Genomic DNA, 16,291 nt, shown 5'->3' on the forward strand with positions numbered 1-16,291 from the left:
TCGCTCCTCAGCGCTGCGTCAGTTCACGGCAGGCGCGAACCGCGCTGAGTGCCGCCAGGGTGGAGGTTTTGGGGTTGCTGGCAAGCGGTAGCCCGCTCAGCTCCAGATGGAACTCGCCAAACATCCCTTCGACGTGCAGCGTGTGGGTATTGCGTTGAGTGGCCGGGTCGACCATCAGTTGCACGCGGGTGTCATCCATCCCCACGCCGCCAAGTGCCACGGTCGCCGCCACGTTGGCGTTGGCCGGAAACAGTCGTGCCGCTTCGCGTGCGCTGCCTTCAAAGAAGATCTGCGCCTCGGACACGGCGTTAAGATCGATAAGCTGCTCGGCATAGCTGCCGCGCCAGCTGGCCGGGCTTTTACGCGACTGGTAGGTCACCTTCTCAAGCCCGCCCTCTTTTGCCGCCGCCAGGCCATCAATGCCCGCCACCGCCCCGGAGAGCAGCGTCAGCTTTCCGCCTGCGTTAAGCAGACGCTGTTCCAGCGCGCTGTCTGCCAGCGCGCCGGTGGAGATCACCGCCAGATGCCATCCACGGCGTAAAATCGCTTCCCCGTACTGCGCTACCGCCTGCTGGCTGGCACATTCCAGCACCAGATCGGGAGTATCCGTACATAATGCGGGCGAGGTCAGTGCCACCACCGCATCGCCAAACTGCTGGCGGATAGCAGCATGATGCGTCTCGCGCGCCACGATCCAGCCGATGGCAACCTGCTCGGGCAGGCGCTCAATGACCGCCTGCGCCATGGCACCGTAGCCGATTAACATGATTTTTTTCATGATGTGTCCTTACAGATGACGGCAGAAGCCGCCGGAAACGTCCAGCGCCGCACCGGTGGTAAACGAAGCCAGCGGCGACGCGAGGAACAGCAGAGCCTGCGCAGGCTCCTGCGGCTTACCGAGACGCGCCATCGGAATGCCGCGTTTGCGGGCGATATCCGCCGTCCACTGCGGCCAACTCTGACTTTTATCCGCCCGGTTCTCAAAGCGACGCCGCCACTGGCCGGATTCCACCATGCCAAGCAAAATGGAATTCACGCGGATACCCTTACTCACCAGCTCTTTCGAGAGCGTGAGCGTCATATTGAGCAGCGCGGCACGTGCTGCGGAGGTGGCAATCATGTGTTCCTCTGGCTGCAGCGCCAGCAGCGAGTTCACGCAGGTAATGGAGGCAATATCCGATTGCTCCAGCTGCAGCTGAAAAGCCTGTACGGGGTTAATCACCCCAAACAGTTTCAGTTCGGCTTCATGCAGCCAGGCCTCGCGCGGGGTGTCATTGAAGTGCGCCACATACCCCTGTCCGGCGTTATTAATCAGCAAGTCTGTCCCGCCAAAGCGGGACTTAACGGCCTGGGCAAAGGTCTGAACCTGGTCTGCATCCAGCACGTCGCAGCGGTGAGAGAAAATCTCGCCATCAGGGAATTCGTTTTGCAGCGACGCATGCGCGCTGGCAAGCCGGTCCGGGTCGCGGCCACAGAACGCCACTTTTGCCCCCTCGCCCAGCAGCAAGCGCAGTGTTTCAAAACCAATGCCAGAAGAACCGCCGGTGACTACCGCTACGCGCCCGTCAATTTGTGCATTCATCGCGCACCTCTTCGTTGATACGTAAAAGCTGTTGATTAAAAAACGCGTCGTTATCGAGATAGCTGGCGTGCCCGGCCAGGGGAATCGCGGTAAACGGCATGCCGTAACGTAGCGCCAGCCCCTGAACCAGCTCAGGCTGGGTAATGGCGTCCTGCTCGCCGCACCAGACTTCAAAGTCACCGGCGTAACGCTTCAGCCAGCCGTGAATATCGTCATGTGCCAGCATCCATGCGGCAGCAAGGTAGCCTTCCGGGCGCAGTTTGCGCATGCCCGCCGCAACGGTGGCAATATCGTCCTCACGCGCGCCCGGGCGTAATAATTTAGCGGCCCGGGTTTGCGCCAGGATCTCGCCCCCAAGCGCCATCTGCTGCTCCCGGTTACGCCAGACCTGCTCGCGCTGCGCCGGCTCGGCCTGGCCGTAACCCTGCGCGGCATCGGCCAGCACCAGATGCAGCACGCGTTCGGGATACTTCGCCGCAAAGGCGCTTGCCACCAGGGCCCCAAGCGAATGCCCGACCAGAACGACCTGCCAGACGCCCGCGCGGTCCAACATGGCCGCCAGCGCGTCGGCGTAATCCCCCGCGTTGGCGCGCTCAACCGCCAGCATCGGGCTTTCGCCATAACCGGGCATGTCCCACGCCAGCACGCGAAAACCGTTCAGCGCCATCTGTTTATGCCAGGAGGCAGCGCCGGAGCTGATGCCGTGGAGCAGCATCAGCGGGATGCCGCTTCCCTGTTCACGAAAGCCCGTCATCGCGCCCCCTTAGTTCCGCTTCACTTTCGACAGCGGGTGATCGGCCGGATAGGTCGGGATTTCCGGCTTGTTGGTGCCGAGCATCACGCACATCAGCGCCTCTTCTTCACCATGATTGAACAGACCGCGATAGATGCCCGGCGGAACGGAGATCAGATCGCGTTCGCGCAGCACGGTTTCGGTGTAGTGATCGCCGTCCTGGATCATCAGCGTGATCTGCCCTTTAAGCATGAAGAACACCTCTTCCACGTCGTCATGCAGATGCAATGGTCCCTCGCACTTCGACGGCAGCACCATGGTGGAGAAGGTAAAGTGCTCAGCCGGCACGGTATTGGTATCGCTTGCCACGCCCGTTGCCCCGGTACCGATGTAGCGCATCTGCGCACGGCGGTATTTAGGATCGAAATCGGCCTGGAACTTCAGCGCGTTCCAGTCATATTTACGCCCTTCAAAGCGCGCAATACGCGACTCGACCCACTCTTCCATGGTCAGATGATCAGGTTTAATGCCTGGTTTTGCAGTTACGGTTGAATCAGTCATGACACTCTCCTCAGTAACGTCTCAGCAGCGGCAGTAACAGGACGCAGCCCACCGCCGCCATCACCGCCAGAAAAATCAGCCCGGAATCCATGCTGTGGGTGAAGGCGATCAACGCGCCCATCACCGCCGGCGACAGCGCGCCCGCAAAGTTTCCCAGCCCGTTGAAAATACCGCCCGCCGTCGCGCTCACCCGGGGATGGGTCGCCTTCGCCAGCAGTGCGAAAATGTTCGGCGCACCGGTGCCCCACATAAAGGTGCTAAAGCTCATCGCCGCGATAACGGCCAGCGGGGTATCAAGATGCATGACCGCCGTCAGGCCTAATCCCGCGCCAGCCATCGAGATAAAGCAGGCCACCGCGCGTTTATCGACCCGGTCAGAAAGCCATGCGCCAATCACCTCACCCGCCAGCATGGCAATAAACGGCATCGACGACAGCCAGCCCGCGTGTTCAAGATGAATGCCTTTCCCTTTAATCAGGTAACCCGGCAGCCAGCCATTGATTCCCCACAGGTAGGTGAGAAACGCGATGTTAAAGATGCAGATAATCCAGAAGTGCGGGCTGACAAACAGCTCGCGCCGCGCGGCACGTCGTTCATCTTGTGATTCGCGATCCGCAGCCGGTTTGGCACCCAGACGGATCCCGCGCAGACCGATGCGCACGAACACCAGCACCGGCACGGTGAGCATCGCCATCACAAAGAAGGTGCTCTGCCAGCCGAAGGCATTCAGCAGCCAGATAGAGAGAGGGAAACCAATCGCCGCGCCTACCGGGGTACCCAGCAGCCACAACATGGTGGCTCGCGCCTGCAGATGCTGCGGGAAGTTATGCCGCACAATGGCAAACGCCAGCGGAAACAGCGGCCCTTCTGCCACGCCCAGCAAAATGCGCAGGACGATCATGATCGTGTAGTTATGGGTAAACCCCATGGCTACCATCAGCACGCACCACACCACCATCATGCCGGTGAGCAGGCGAAGCGGTGCAATCTTGTCCCCCAGTCCGCTTAAAAAGACCGATGAGAAGCCGTAGCTCAGCAGGAAGGCGCTCATCAGAATGCCGAGGCGCGTGGTGTCAAAATCTATGCCCATCGCCTGCTGGAAATGGCTGTCGGAAAAGAGCGCCGCAATGCTGATTTTGTCGAAAAATGCCAGCAGCACGCAGGCCAGCAATGACAGCGGGATGGCCCAGCGCACCGCTTTTTCCGGCGTGCGGGTGCCCTCACCGCTTGCCTCAACCGGCGCGGTGTTAGTCTCAAATGTGGTCATGTCTCCCCCTACGGGTGCGGGTTAGCTATCGCAATGACATCAGTGAAAAAGTCGGGTCAGCCAGCGGCACCGCGGACAGATCCCTTCCGGCAGCCATCCAGCGCTTCGCCAGCTTGACGGTACGCGCATCGTTGAACGCCACCAGCTGGGTCAGCCGTCCGTTTTCATCCAGTGAGAAAAACAGCGCATTATCCCGGGCAAGGGTTGTGCAGCCGGCCTGCGGAATACCGAGGATCTGAATGTTGTGCTGGTATTGATCCGACCACAGCCACGGCGCGTCGTCATAGCCGGGGGCATCGGGATTGAGCATCGCCTTTGCCGTGGCAACCGCCTGATTCTGGGCAAAGGCCCACGACTGAATGCACAGCCCATAGTGATGGTGCTGGGCCACATCACCGGCAGCAAAAATAAACGGATCCGACGTTCGCCCCTGAGCGTCCACCACGATCCCGCGCTCAGTCTGCAGACCCGCATCGCGCGCCAGCTCCAGATTGAGATCAACACCGATCCCGACGACCACGGCATCAAAGGTTTCACGCTTGCCGTCACAGTGAATGACCGGCAGACCATTGTTATCTTCCAGCTCCAGCGCTCCGCAGCCGGTGCGGATATCCACGCCCTGTTCGCGGTGAAGTGTTTCCAGCTGCTGCGATACCTCGGCGCTCACCGAACGCATGCACAGCGCGGGCTGCTGCTCAAACAGCGTCACGGCGACGCCACATTTACGCGCGGAGGCCGCAATCTCCAGGCCAATCCAGCCTCCGCCGATAATCGCCAGGTTTTGACTCTCTGCCAGGCGCGCCTTCAGCCGCTGTGCGTCCTGCCAGTGGCGCAGGGTATAGACCTGCGGGTGGGCCGCCCACGCGTCGCCCGGCAGACGCGCCCGACCACCGGTAGCGATTAAAAGAATGTTGTAACTAAGGTATTCACCGTTGCTTAAGCGCACCGTTTTGGCGTGACGATCGAGAGATTCCGCGCGCACCGGCCGGCACCATGTCAGGTCCAATGCCTGTTGCGCCGCTTCAGGAAAGAGACGCGGTAGCGGCGCGTCCGGCTCCAGTAACGCAGCCTTGGACAGCGGCGGGCGTTCGTAGAAATCCCACGCCTCTTCCGCCACGACGCAAATCTCGCCGTCGAAGCCTTCGTCACGCAGGGTTTTCGCCGCCCAGCCACCTGCCTGACCGCCGCCAATAATGACAATGCGTGAGGTCATACCGCCTCCGGCTTTTTCTGCTGACGGCGCGTGTCGTGGTCAATCCCACCCTCAACCGCCCACTCGGTGAACGACACCAGCGAATGTTCCAGCTCGCGCGGCTGCCAGTTTTCGGTGAGGTAATCATCGTTGGTGTAGTATTCAAACGCCCCGCCAGTTGGGCTGTTGACGTACCAGAAATAGGCCGAGGAGACCGGATGACGCCCCGGGCCAATAAAGGTGCTCCAGGCGTTTTTGTTCATCGCTATCCCACCACCGATCACCTCGTGAATGTCGCGTACGGTAAAGGCCACGTGGTTCAAACCCCGCTTACGGTTAGGCAGCTGAAGAAGGAACAAGTTGTGATGCCCGCCGCGCACGCCACAGCGCAGGAACACCGCACGGTTGATGTAGCGGTCAGACACCTGGAACCCAAGCACCTCACGGTAGAACGTCTCCACCGCCGCCAGCTCCTCCACGAAGAACACCACGTGGCCCACGTTAATAGGCTGGGCGCGATCGTAGACCGGGCTTGGCGTGTCGATACGGCGGGCATCGCCCCACTGGTTAATCGGCTCGACGTTCAGCTCCACCGGCACCTGATGGCTGACCTGTACGCGTAAGGTCATGCCGTTCGGATCGCGGCACTCCAGCGCGTCGCCCACCTCACGAAAACCGGGCTGCTTCTCAAGCTTCGGGCGCAGCGCCTCCAGATCGTCCCGGGTGGCGACTGCCCAGGTCATCCGGCGCAACGTATTTCCTGCTTCAAACGCTGGCGGCAGGTCAGGGCTGTCGACAGGATTAAGCTCCACGCGCGCGCCGCTCAGGGTAGTAAAACGCTGGCCGCTGGCATCGCCCGTCAGGCCAAAATCACGCATAAATTTTGCGCAGTGCGTCAGGTTCTCGACGCCAAATTCCAGCTTTTCAATTCCGGTTATACACATCGTTCGTTGCCTCGTCTGGCCCAGATTGGGCGTAAAACATGCCCGACGCAATGAAGCGCCTGGCGTTAACCTGATGATTTAACTGGCCTGTGACAAATACCCTAAGAAGCCAGAAATTTTATCCGCCGCCATGCGGACATCGTTTTGCAGGCGCTCGCGATCGGTCTGCGGGATCTCCTCCGAAGGCACCAGAATGCTCACCACGGCTGCCACCCTTCCGCTGCGGTCATACACCGGATAAACGATGGAGGAGATGCCATGACGGAAGAAGGATTCGCCGATCACATAGCCGCGTGCTTTGTCCTGCTGCACCATCTGCCACAACGCTTCACGGTCGTGGATCTGGCCCGGCGTGTTGCCCGGCAGACGCTCGTGCGGGAACAGCTGTTCGAAATCGGCTCGCGAAATATCGGTCAGCAGCATGCGCCCCAGCGACGTGCAGTGCACCGGCAAACGGGTACCAATGCTCACCTGATTGATGCGAGAACCGGCGGCGCTGACGCGGGCGATATAGATGATGTCGCGCCCGTCGCGGATCGCCAGATGACTGCTGCACTGGCTGACGTCACGCAGCTGCTCGATGACCGGCTGACCGACCTGCGCCACATCCAGTGAGGCGATGTATTCAAAGCCCAGACGCAGGACGTTCATGCCAAGCGAGAAGGTATTGGTTCGCGTGTTGCGCTCCAGAAAACCCATGTATTCCAGCGTTTGTACCACGCGGTAGGCGGTGGCTTTCGGCATATCGACCAGCCTGTGCAGCTCGGCAAAGGTCAGTTCACGGTGCTGCTCGCCAAAGGCCAGCAGCAGCTGTAAGCCTCGCTCCAGCCCGGGCACCAGGTACTTCACTTCGTGATCGCTTGCCATATTTGCTTTACCTCAGTTAAAGACAAAACCGCCGTTGACCGGAATCAGCTGTCCGGTGATAAACCGCGACAGATCGCTTAACAGCCAGACCACGCTGCCGGTGACGTCTTCCGGCTGCTGCGCCCCGGTGAGCGCCCGGCCGTTTTCGTAAAGCTGATGCCGCTCTGCAGGAACATATTCCGTCGCTTCGACGCGGGTTAAGCCCGGGGCGATGGCGTTAATACGAATGCGTTTTTCACCCAGCTCACGTGCCATTGAACGGGTCATGGCAATCACGGCGCCCTTGCTGGCCACGTAGGCCATCAGGCGCGGCGCGCCCCACAGCGCGGTATCGGAAGCCACATTGACAATAGCTGCCCCTTCGCGCAGCAGCGGTACCGCATCCCGGGTAACCAGCCAGGTGCCTTTAACGTTAACGCTCATCACCCGGTCCCACAGATCCGGATCGTAATCAAGCATGTCCTTGCCGCCGACCCCGGTCGCCATCGCTGCGTTATTGACCAGACCGTCGATCGGTCCCTGTTCGCCAATGGTGCTGAACACCCGCGAAATGGAGAGCGGATCGGCCAGATCGATAACGTGTGATTCAATCGCATAGCCCTTCTCACTTAAGCCATGCGCGCTTTCAGCCAGCTCGCCCTGAAGGATGTCGCACATCACCACCGCCGCGCCCTGCTCTGCGCAGGCTTTCGCGAAATGAAAGCCCAGCCCACGCGCGGCACCGGTCACCACGATGCGTTTCCCGTTCAGCAGCCCATTCATCAGGCGGCTCCCTGCTGAGCTTCACGCGCCGCCAGCTGCTCTTTCGCCGCTTTTTGCATCATGCGGCGCAGGCGCGAAAGGCCCACATCATGCTGGTAAAGGTATTCATGTTCCCGTGCATCTGGCGCCATGCTCTCCAGCACCACGCGGTCCTGCTCAAGGACTTCCCAGTGCAGTTTTTCCAGACGGTTACGGTACATGAAACGCCACATATCGCGCTGCCAGCCCTGCACGCGGCGGATACGCCAGAAGAAGACGCGGCAGTTATCGTTATCTTCCGGCACCACCATGCCAACAATGAAGAAGTGACCGCCCGGCCCGAAACGCTTCTTATAAGGAATGGACAAACGCATCCAGTAGGTGCCGCTGTTGCCCAGCTCAACCCAGTCGAAGTTGACGCCGCTCTGGCCTTTTTTCTCGAAGATAAACCCGGTTTTCGTCGGCTGCAGAACCATATCCGCTTTGCGATCCCCTTCCGCCATGGAGTGCGACGAAGAGTGCAGATAGGTGCCGTGCATCGGGTCCATCACGTTTTCCAGTGCGTACTGGTAATTGCATTTCCACGCGGCGGTGCAGAGAAAATTGCTGTAGGCGTCGGTGTCAGCCAGTTCGTCCGGGAAGCTCAGTTCGTCGGGTTGCTGATCGGCGGTAACGCCAAACCAAAGGAAGATGGCCCCGTGCACTTCCTGCACGTTGTAGCTGCGCACACACTGCTGGCCGACCAGCGGACATTTGTCCACCGCAGGCACATCCTTCACTTCGCCGTTGCCCGCCACTTCCACGCCGTGATACCAGCAGGCGATACGATCGCCCAGATTCCAGCCCATCGACAGACGCGCGCCACGGTGCGGACAGCGATCTTCCAGCGCCTGCACCTGGCCATCTTTGTTGCGCCAGACCACAATCTGTTCGCCCAGACGGGTGATCCCCACGGGCGCAGACTGAACTTCCCAGCTCGCCAGCACCGGGTACCAGAGGCCGCGCAGACCTTTATCAAGATAGTTTTGTACGGTAGTCGTCATCGCATTGCCCTCAGTAGCCGTTAACCTGTAAGAAAGCCTGGAAGCTGGCATCGCTCCATGGCTCGCCCTGCTGATCGTGCATACGTACAGCGTTCAGCCCGTTGACCAGTTCCGGCACGGTTTCAGCCCCCTGTTCGAAAAGGTCTTCCAGCGTGGAGATAAGCGTGATTTCCCAGTTTTCCGGTACGCGGCTGCGGGTCTGCCAGATCAGGTTCTGGTAATCACCGGGCTTATGGATGGCGCCGTTACCGCCCTCAGCCGGAGGGGTAAACTGACGGCTTTCCGGCAGCGCCGGGTTGAAGTTCAGACTTTCGCTCATGCCACTGTCTCCTCGACGAAGGTAATCTGGATCTGGTTTTCAAATACCCGAACCGGGTAACGATTGAGGTTACGTCCGCCGGGGCCGTGCAGGCACTGTCCGGTTTTGACATCGAAAACCGCCTCATGCAGCGGACATTCCACTTTACCGTCCTCGACGAAACCCTGACTCAGCAGCGCGTAAGCGTGCGGGCATACGTCTTCCAGTGCGTAATATTCGCCATCAATCAAATAAACGCCGATCTCTTTGCCCTCGACGTTACCGCTAAAAGGGAAATCTTCCTGTACTTGTTCTGCGTCACATACGCCTATCCAGCTCATCACGATCCTCCAGGCTTTTGTTTCATATATGAAACTCTGTTTCTTATTTAATACGGTCAATATAAAAGCGATGAATGTTTCGTCAAGCGCGAATGTGACGAATTTGTTAATCAGTCGAGGTTTAATTAGCTAAGTGTGCAAGCGATCACGAAAAAATGCAGCGATATGAAATTTTCATTATTCAGGCGTGAATGAATACATTTTTTTGATGATCTTTTATTTTTTAAAATAGAGATTGACTTCTTTTCTTTTTATTCCTTAAAAATTATATACGCGCATACCTATGGTGTTTCACCTGTGAAACTTTAATTTAATTTATCCCATTAAAACAATGAGTTTCACAGGTGAACCATTTTAGTTACGTGACAATAACGTTCATAAAAAATATAAACAGACAGCACGATTAAGGCGGATTAAATGACGGCAAGATGGCAAGGCACGGTGGCACTTCTGGTGCTCATTATTATTTCCTACGTTGACCGCGTAAATATCTCGGTGATGATTTTAAATCCTGAATTTGCCGAACATTTTCAGCTAAATGAAAACAGAATGTTACAAGGAATGCTCATGACCTGCTTTTTGCTGGGTTATGGTTTTTCCGCTTTACTATTGACCCCAGTTATCGAAAGCAAATTACATTATCGACAGGGATTGTTAACCAGCATTGCGATATGGGCCGTGGTTTGCGCCATCTCGCCACTGCTGGGGTCGCTGATGGGCATGCTCATCGCCCGCCTGATTTTAGGCATTGCCGAAGGCCCACTCTTTTCACTGAAAACACGCTTTATCAGCGATAACTTTAGCGCCGGGGAGATTGGTAAGCCCAACGCCGTTACCGCGCTGGGCGTTTCACTGGGGCTGGCGGTAGGCTTTCCGCTGATCACCTGGCTGATGGCACACCTTGGCTGGGCGGGCTCATTTTATGCCCTCGCGGCGATCAATCTGGCGCTGGGTGGAGGGTTAATCTGGCGTTTCCTGCCGGCCCCTCAACATACGGAAAAGCGCCGAACGTCCGGGTTTGTGCAGACCTTTACGCTTGCCTGGCAGACGCCGCTTCTGGGCTGGATCCTGCTGGTTGAAATCGCCACGCTGAGTTATCTCTGGGGCAGCAGCGCCTGGCTTCCGGCCTGGCTGCGCGATGAACACCACTTCTCCCTGCACGCGACCGGCTTTCTCGCGGCTATCCCCTTCCTGCTGAGTCTTGGCTCAAAGTTTCTGGGCGGTGTGCTGCTCGATAAAATGCGCCCGGACCAGGCACCGCTGCTGTTTGTGGTGGGCGGGATCTTAACGGCGAGTTCCGTCGTCATGCTGATGCTGAGCCACCAGCCCGGCTGGCTGGCGCTGTTTATGCTCTCTGCCAATATTTTCTGGGGACTTCAGGGGGCAGCCATTCCGGCGGTTATCCAGCATCATGCGGCGCGGGAAGCCGTTGGCAGTGCCTACGGGATCATCAACGGGATTGGGAATATTTGCGCGGCGTTTATTCCGCTGCTGATGGGGATGGTGATGAAATCGGTGGGTTCAGTCAGCTCAGGGTTTTCGGTGCTGGTCGTCTCGCAGGTTATCACCCTGCTGGCAGGAGGCATGTTGCTGCTGCGCATGCGTCGCGCAGCAGCAATCCGGGCGTAAGGCTTATTCGCCTTTTTTCGCGGCCTGGATGTAGAGCATTTCCAGCGCGAGGGTGGCCGCTGCCAGAGCAGTGATCTCTGACTGGTCGTAAGCCGGAGCCACTTCCACCACGTCCATACCCACGATGTTCAGATCCTTCAGGCCGCGCACCAGTTTGATGGCGCGGTCAGAGGTCAGGCCGCCGATCACCGGCGTGCCGGTGCCCGGGGCAAACGCCGGATCCAGGCAGTCGATATCGAAGGTCAGGTAAACCGGCATATCGCCGACAATCTGTTTTACCTGAGCGATGATGTCATCCACGCCGCGATCGTTCACCTGGCCGGCATCCAGCACGGTGAAGCCATTATCTTTATCAAACTCGGTACGAATACCAATCTGCACAGAGTGGTTTGGATCGATCAGACCTTCGTTTGGCGCGGTGAAGAACATGGTGCCATGGTCGAATTCACAGCCGTTCGCGTAGGTGTCGGTATGGGCATCAAAATGCACCAGCGCCATCTTACCGAAGTGCTTCGCGTGAGCACGCAGCAGCGGCAGCGTGACGAAGTGGTCACCTCCGAAGGAGAGCATGCGTTTACCGGCAGCCAGCAGTTTTTCGGCATGGGCCTGCAGTTTTTCACTCATCTCGCGCGCGTCGCCAAAGGCGTACACCAGGTCACCGCAGTCAACCACGTTCAGGCGCTCGCGCATGTCGAAGTTCCACGGGAAGCGGTTGTGCTCCCAGGCCAGGTTAGTGGAGACCTGACGAATAGCTGCCGGACCATGACGGCCACCAGCACGGCCTGACGTGGCCATATCAAACGGCACGCCGGTGATCACCCAGTCAGCGTCACTGTCGTACGGCTGGAAGTTCATCGGGAGACGTAAAAAACCAAACGCGTTAGATACCAGAGAGTTATCGTACTGATGGCCTAAAGTGCTCATGTCCTGACCTCTTTAAAGTCGATACATTAAAAACAGATGAAAAAAAATCCCCTCCGCGTCGTTAAACCCGACGAGGAAGGGATTGATTTGTAAATCGCTTATTGGGGCGAATTATCGCCGCTAATTCATACGGGTTCAAGTGAGTATAGGCGAGGGTATTGCCCCTTGCCCTCACGCCGCCCCTCTCCAACAGAGAGAGGCAGGTTTACTTACTCGTCTTCCAGATAGGTGTATCCGTAAAGACCCGCTTCAAACTCTTCCAGGAACTGCTGCTGCAGCGCGTCGTCCAGACCGGTATTCTTCACCTGGTCACGGAACTGGGTCAGCAGCTTTTTCGGATCCAGCTGAACGTATTCGAGCATGTCCGCCACGGTGTCCCCTTCGTCGGACAGCTCAACTTCTACGCTGCCGTCAGGGAAGACAAACACGTCAACCGCTTCGGTGTCACCGAACAGGTTATGCATGTTGCCGAGGATCTCCTGATAGGCACCGACCATGAAGAAGCCCAGCATCGGCGGGTTCTCCGGATCGTACTCTGGCATAGGCATCGTGGTCGCGATACCGTCGCCGTCGACGTAGTGATCGATAGCACCGTCAGAGTCGCAGGTGATGTCCAGCAGCACCGCACGACGTTCCGGGGCGTGGTTCAGCCCTTCCAGCGGCAGAACCGGGAACAGCTGATCGATACCCCAGGCATCCGGCATCGACTGGAACAGCGAGAAGTTGACGTACATTTTGTCCGCCATGCGCTCCTGCAGTTCGTCAATAATCGGACGGTGAGCACGGTTGCTCGGGTCCAGCTGCTGCTGTACGTCGTGGCACATGTTCAGATAAAGCTGCTCTGCCCATGCGCGTTCCTGCAGGCTGAACGTGCCCGATGAATACCCCACATGAATATCATGCAGATCCATCTGGCTGTCGTGCAGCCACTCGCGCAGCGAACGGCGGGTACCCGGCTCGTGCATCTCCTGCCAGGTCTCCCACATGCTTTGCAGCGCACGAGGCGCGTCCTCAGCCGGTGGGGTTACCTCGGAAATTTCACTGCGTTCAACGCCGATAATGTTCGATACCAGCACGGTGTGGTGTGCGGTAACCGCGCGACCAGACTCGGTGATCACCGTTGGGTGCGGCAGGCCGTGCTCTTCACAGGCATCGCCAATCGCCCAGATGATGTTATTGGCATATTCGTTCAGGCCGTAGTTCACGGAGCAGTCGGACTGCGAGCGGGTACCTTCATAATCCACGCCCAGACCACCGCCCACGTCGAAGCACTGAATGTTTACGCCAAGCTTGTGCAGCTCAACGTAAAAACGTGCTGATTCGCGTACGCCGGTGGCGATGTCGCGAATGTTGGCCATCTGCGAGCCGAGGTGGAAGTGCAACAGCTGAATGCTGTCCAGACGACCACGCTCACGCAGAATCTCAACCAGCTGCAGAACCTGGGTCGCCGCGAGACCAAATTTGGATTTTTCGCCGCCTGAGGACTGCCATTTACCGGAACCCTGCGACGCCAGACGCGCACGCACGCCCAGACGCGGGATAACGTTCAGTCGCTCCGCCTCTTCCAGCACGATAGCGATCTCTGTCATCTTCTCGATTACCAGATAGACCTTGTGGCCCATCTTTTCGCCAATCAGCGCCAGACGAATGTATTCACGGTCTTTATAACCGTTACAGACGATCACCGAACGGGTCATGCCAGCATGTGCCAGCACGGCCATCAGCTCCGCTTTGGAACCCGCTTCCAGGCCCAGCGGTTCACCGGAGTGGATCAGGGATTCAATCACGCGGCGGTGCTGGTTCACCTTGATAGGGTAAACCAGGAAGTAATCGCCTTTATAGCCGTAAGATTCACGCGCGCGTTTAAACGCGGCGTTAATGGAACGCAGACGATGTTGCAGGATCTGCGGGAAGCAGAACAGTGCAGGCAAACGCTGGCCCTGCGCCTCGCGTGCTTTCACCAGTTTGGCGAGATCCACGCGCGCTTCAGGAACGTCAGGATCCGGGCAAACGCTGATATGGCCCAGTTCGTTGACGTCGTAGTAGTTATTGCCCCACCAGGCAATATTGTAAGTGCGCAGCATCTTGCTGGCTTCCTGGGAGCTCATCGCAACCTCCTGCATGGAACGTAGTACACCCTGTTCGCCCGCTGACGAAGGCGAAAGCGAAGACATGTCGTCAGACATAGCGAACCTCAACTCTTTGTATTAAGTGTAAAACAGTTGACTACTATCGCAGCGTTATACGGCGATAACAACCCATAAACGGATCCATTTCCCAGCAGACTATGCTGAAAACCAGACCGTGCGACCGGTTTCATATTCATATCATTGTAAACACGTGTCCGAACTTAATTATGACAACGTTCGGCGAAACCACGAGAAAACTCTTGTCTTAACAAGAGCGCCCTTGTTCAGTTTTCACAAAGCGTGACCGGCCCTGGAATCCTGAGAAGCCCCGAGATGGGTATAACATCGGCAGGTTTGCAGATTAGAAATGCGGGTTGCGGGAATCAAATACGCGCCAGAACGGCTGCGCTGAATTAGCGGAAAACACTGGTTCATTATCTCGTATCACCTCCACGGCCGCTCCTGCTGAAACGGACCACAAGCCAAAGCTAAAAGTTCACTGCTTAACCCGGCTGGAAGTGGCGACACGATGAGTTCATCGAGCGCTTATTGGTATGAGCCGCGCGCCGCGTTTTATACCGAGAACAGGGGTAAATTGCAAAAGATAAATGCGCGGGTTGCCAGCGCCGTCAGGAAAAATTTCCAGCAGCGAATTCAACTCAGTGAGAGGTTAGTCAAAAAAAACTGGAAATCGGGCGAAGAACTGACCTAAAATAGCCATCCAGATGTTAATCCATCCATACTGATTAACACTCAGACTGCCAGTGTCATTAACCTGCAGGCCTTGGTAGAATTATCTCCTTTGGCTATCCCACACAGCAGCTTGAGCTAAACAAATTCCTTTTAGGTGAAATAAAACATGGCAAAACACCTGTTTACGTCCGAGTCCGTATCAGAAGGACATCCAGATAAAATTGCTGACCAAATCTCCGATGCGGTGCTTGATGCGATCCTGACGCAGGATCCAAAAGCGCGCGTCGCGTGTGAAACCTACGTCAAAACCGGCATGGTTCTGGTTGGCGGTGAGATCACCACCAGCGCATGGGTGGATATCGAAGAGATCACCCGTAACACGGTTCGTGAGATCGGTTATGTCCATTCTGATATGGGCTTTGATGCCAACTCTTGTGCGGTACTGAGCGCAATTGGCAAACAGTCTCCGGACATCAACCAGGGCGTTGACCGTGCCGATCCGCTGGAACAGGGCGCGGGCGACCAGGGCCTGATGTTTGGTTATGCAACCAACGAAACTGACGTGCTGATGCCAGCGCCAGTGACCTACGCACACCGTCTGGTGCAGCGTCAGGCTGAAGTGCGCAAGAATGGCACCCTGCCGTGGCTGCGTCCTGATGCGAAAAGCCAGGTGACCTTCCAGTACGACGACGGCAAAATCGTCGGTATTGACGCGGTCGTTCTGTCTACTCAGCATTCCGAAGAGATCGACCAGAAATCCCTGCAGGAAGCAGTGATGGAAGAGATCATCAAGCCGGTTCTGCCAACTGAATGGCTGAGCTCCGCAACCAAATACTTCATCAACCCAACCGGACGCTTTGTTATCGGCGGCCCAATGGGTGACTGCGGTCTGACCGGCCGTAAAATCATCGTTGATACCTACGGCGGCATGGCACGTCACGGTGGCGGTGCCTTCTCCGGTAAAGACCCGTCTAAAGTTGACCGTTCTGCTGCGTACGCTGCGCGTTATGTTGCGAAAAACATCGTTGCTGCTGGCCTGGCTGACCGCTGTGAGATTCAGGTTTCCTACGCTATCGGCGTGGCTGAACCGACCTCCATCATGGTTGAAACCTTTGGTACCGAGAAAGTGCCATCCGAGCAACTGACACTGCTGGTGCGCGAGTTCTTCGACCTGCGCCCATACGGTCTGATTCAGATGCTGGATCTGCTGCACCCAATCTACAAAGAAACCGCTGCATACGGTCACTTTGGTCGTGAACATTTCCCATGGGAAAAAACCGACAAAGCCGCTCTGCTGCGTGAAGCTGCCGGTCTGAAATAATCGACTGACAGCGAATGTTAAAAAGG

At 57.4% G+C, this 16,291-nt stretch carries 18 protein-coding genes; 3 read left to right on the top strand and 15 right to left on the bottom strand.

What is annotated here, in order from left to right; translation table 11 throughout:
* Positions 1-7: 7 nt before the first annotated feature.
* From AB6731_RS15155 to AB6731_RS15210, 12 genes are all read right to left on the bottom strand, one after another.
* Positions 8-778 carry an aspartate dehydrogenase gene (locus AB6731_RS15155; RefSeq protein ID WP_020883712.1) on the bottom strand — a complete coding sequence of 257 codons (771 nt, stop codon included), beginning with the start codon at positions 776-778 and terminating at the stop codon, positions 8-10.
* Positions 779-787: 9 nt separating this feature from the next.
* Entirely contained in the window at positions 788-1,582 is a 795-nt protein-coding gene (locus AB6731_RS15160; protein ID WP_032678938.1) for an SDR family oxidoreductase, read from the bottom strand.
* The gene (locus tag AB6731_RS15165; RefSeq protein ID WP_025203266.1) at positions 1,566-2,336 is read right to left on the bottom strand and encodes an alpha/beta fold hydrolase; all 771 of its coding nucleotides are present in this window, start codon (positions 2,334-2,336) and stop codon (positions 1,566-1,568) included. Before AB6731_RS15165 ends, AB6731_RS15160 begins: the two co-directional genes overlap by 17 nt.
* A gap of 9 nt (positions 2,337-2,345) precedes the next feature.
* On the bottom strand, positions 2,346-2,876 hold the full coding sequence (locus AB6731_RS15170; protein ID WP_014171547.1) for a cupin domain-containing protein: 531 nt from the start codon (positions 2,874-2,876) through the stop codon (positions 2,346-2,348).
* A 10-nt stretch (positions 2,877-2,886) separates the two neighbouring features.
* Complete coding sequence (locus AB6731_RS15175; RefSeq protein WP_032678941.1) at positions 2,887-4,143, bottom strand: MFS transporter; 1,257 nt, start codon at positions 4,141-4,143, stop codon at positions 2,887-2,889.
* 25 nt (positions 4,144-4,168) lie between these two features.
* On the bottom strand, positions 4,169-5,356 hold the full coding sequence (locus AB6731_RS15180; protein WP_371006525.1) for an NAD(P)/FAD-dependent oxidoreductase: 1,188 nt from the start codon (positions 5,354-5,356) through the stop codon (positions 4,169-4,171).
* Entirely contained in the window at positions 5,353-6,279 is a 927-nt protein-coding gene (locus AB6731_RS15185; protein ID WP_040018853.1) for a VOC family protein, read from the bottom strand. The genes AB6731_RS15180 and AB6731_RS15185 overlap by 4 nt, the downstream gene beginning before the upstream one ends.
* Before the next feature lie 78 nt (positions 6,280-6,357).
* Complete coding sequence (locus tag AB6731_RS15190) at positions 6,358-7,146, bottom strand: IclR family transcriptional regulator (protein ID WP_020883705.1); 789 nt, start codon at positions 7,144-7,146, stop codon at positions 6,358-6,360.
* Between the two features lie 12 nt (positions 7,147-7,158).
* Entirely contained in the window at positions 7,159-7,908 is a 750-nt protein-coding gene (locus tag AB6731_RS15195; RefSeq protein ID WP_063156838.1) for an SDR family oxidoreductase, read from the bottom strand.
* A complete protein-coding gene (locus AB6731_RS15200) occupies positions 7,908-8,930 on the bottom strand; it encodes an aromatic ring-hydroxylating dioxygenase subunit alpha (RefSeq protein WP_020883703.1) in 1,023 nt (340 codons plus the stop codon). Before AB6731_RS15200 ends, AB6731_RS15195 begins: the two co-directional genes overlap by 1 nt.
* Before the next feature lie 10 nt (positions 8,931-8,940).
* Positions 8,941-9,249, bottom strand: a complete 309-nt coding sequence (locus tag AB6731_RS15205) for a recombinase-like helix-turn-helix domain-containing protein (protein WP_014171555.1) — start codon at positions 9,247-9,249, stop codon at positions 8,941-8,943.
* The gene (locus tag AB6731_RS15210; protein ID WP_013098654.1) at positions 9,246-9,569 is read right to left on the bottom strand and encodes a non-heme iron oxygenase ferredoxin subunit; all 324 of its coding nucleotides are present in this window, start codon (positions 9,567-9,569) and stop codon (positions 9,246-9,248) included. Before AB6731_RS15210 ends, AB6731_RS15205 begins: the two co-directional genes overlap by 4 nt.
* A 417-nt stretch (positions 9,570-9,986) precedes the next feature.
* On the opposite strand from AB6731_RS15210, the gene AB6731_RS15215 reads away from it, so the two are divergent.
* On the top strand, positions 9,987-11,198 hold the full coding sequence (locus AB6731_RS15215) for an MFS transporter (RefSeq protein ID WP_050737281.1): 1,212 nt from the start codon (positions 9,987-9,989) through the stop codon (positions 11,196-11,198).
* Between the two features lie 3 nt (positions 11,199-11,201).
* On the opposite strand, the gene speB is transcribed toward AB6731_RS15215, so the two are convergent.
* The 3 genes from speB to yqgB all read right to left on the bottom strand — a co-directional run bounded on the left by speB (position 11,202) and on the right by yqgB (position 14,448).
* The gene (speB, locus tag AB6731_RS15220) at positions 11,202-12,122 is read right to left on the bottom strand and encodes an agmatinase (RefSeq protein WP_014071686.1); all 921 of its coding nucleotides are present in this window, start codon (positions 12,120-12,122) and stop codon (positions 11,202-11,204) included.
* 209 nt (positions 12,123-12,331) lie between these two features.
* Complete coding sequence (gene speA / locus AB6731_RS15225; protein ID WP_020883700.1) at positions 12,332-14,308, bottom strand: biosynthetic arginine decarboxylase; 1,977 nt, start codon at positions 14,306-14,308, stop codon at positions 12,332-12,334.
* Between the two features lie 8 nt (positions 14,309-14,316).
* Entirely contained in the window at positions 14,317-14,448 is a 132-nt protein-coding gene (gene yqgB / locus AB6731_RS15230) for an acid stress response protein YqgB (protein WP_071605459.1), read from the bottom strand.
* 332 nt (positions 14,449-14,780) lie between these two features.
* Between yqgB and AB6731_RS15235 the strand changes: the two genes are divergently transcribed.
* Together AB6731_RS15235 and metK are read left to right on the top strand one after the other, a co-directional pair.
* Positions 14,781-14,963 carry a hypothetical protein gene (locus AB6731_RS15235; protein WP_025203262.1) on the top strand — a complete coding sequence of 61 codons (183 nt, stop codon included), beginning with the start codon at positions 14,781-14,783 and terminating at the stop codon, positions 14,961-14,963.
* A gap of 147 nt (positions 14,964-15,110) precedes the next feature.
* Positions 15,111-16,265, top strand: coding sequence for a methionine adenosyltransferase (metK, locus tag AB6731_RS15240; protein ID WP_014171559.1), 1,155 nt, complete (start codon positions 15,111-15,113; stop codon positions 16,263-16,265).
* Positions 16,266-16,291: the final 26 nt, after the last annotated feature.

Origin of the sequence: Enterobacter sp. RCC_40 (genome assembly GCF_041360735.1) — a bacterium.
GTDB classification, from domain to species: Bacteria; Pseudomonadota; Gammaproteobacteria; order Enterobacterales; family Enterobacteriaceae; genus Enterobacter; species Enterobacter ludwigii.

Bases quoted from the DNA above. Each gene is read 5' to 3' on its own strand.
- AB6731_RS15155 (WP_020883712.1), bottom strand. From the start codon at position 778: ATGAAAAAAATCATGTTAATCGGCTACGGTGCCATGGCGCAGGCGGTC.
- AB6731_RS15160 (WP_032678938.1), bottom strand. From the start codon at position 1,582: ATGAATGCACAAATTGACGGGCGCGTAGCGGTAGTCACCGGCGGTTCT.
- AB6731_RS15165 (WP_025203266.1), bottom strand. From the start codon at position 2,336: ATGACGGGCTTTCGTGAACAGGGAAGCGGCATCCCGCTGATGCTGCTC.
- AB6731_RS15170 (WP_014171547.1), bottom strand. From the start codon at position 2,876: ATGACTGATTCAACCGTAACTGCAAAACCAGGCATTAAACCTGATCAT.
- AB6731_RS15175 (WP_032678941.1), bottom strand. From the start codon at position 4,143: ATGACCACATTTGAGACTAACACCGCGCCGGTTGAGGCAAGCGGTGAG.
- AB6731_RS15180 (WP_371006525.1), bottom strand. From the start codon at position 5,356: ATGACCTCACGCATTGTCATTATTGGCGGCGGTCAGGCAGGTGGCTGG.
- AB6731_RS15185 (WP_040018853.1), bottom strand. From the start codon at position 6,279: ATGTGTATAACCGGAATTGAAAAGCTGGAATTTGGCGTCGAGAACCTG.
- AB6731_RS15190 (WP_020883705.1), bottom strand. From the start codon at position 7,146: ATGGCAAGCGATCACGAAGTGAAGTACCTGGTGCCCGGGCTGGAGCGA.
- AB6731_RS15195 (WP_063156838.1), bottom strand. From the start codon at position 7,908: ATGAATGGGCTGCTGAACGGGAAACGCATCGTGGTGACCGGTGCCGCG.
- AB6731_RS15200 (WP_020883703.1), bottom strand. From the start codon at position 8,930: ATGACGACTACCGTACAAAACTATCTTGATAAAGGTCTGCGCGGCCTC.
- AB6731_RS15205 (WP_014171555.1), bottom strand. From the start codon at position 9,249: ATGAGCGAAAGTCTGAACTTCAACCCGGCGCTGCCGGAAAGCCGTCAG.
- AB6731_RS15210 (WP_013098654.1), bottom strand. From the start codon at position 9,569: ATGAGCTGGATAGGCGTATGTGACGCAGAACAAGTACAGGAAGATTTC.
- AB6731_RS15215 (WP_050737281.1), top strand. From the start codon at position 9,987: ATGACGGCAAGATGGCAAGGCACGGTGGCACTTCTGGTGCTCATTATT.
- speB (WP_014071686.1), bottom strand. From the start codon at position 12,122: ATGAGCACTTTAGGCCATCAGTACGATAACTCTCTGGTATCTAACGCG.
- speA (WP_020883700.1), bottom strand. From the start codon at position 14,308: ATGTCTGACGACATGTCTTCGCTTTCGCCTTCGTCAGCGGGCGAACAG.
- yqgB (WP_071605459.1), bottom strand. From the start codon at position 14,448: ATGAATATGAAACCGGTCGCACGGTCTGGTTTTCAGCATAGTCTGCTG.
- AB6731_RS15235 (WP_025203262.1), top strand. From the start codon at position 14,781: ATGAGTTCATCGAGCGCTTATTGGTATGAGCCGCGCGCCGCGTTTTAT.
- metK (WP_014171559.1), top strand. From the start codon at position 15,111: ATGGCAAAACACCTGTTTACGTCCGAGTCCGTATCAGAAGGACATCCA.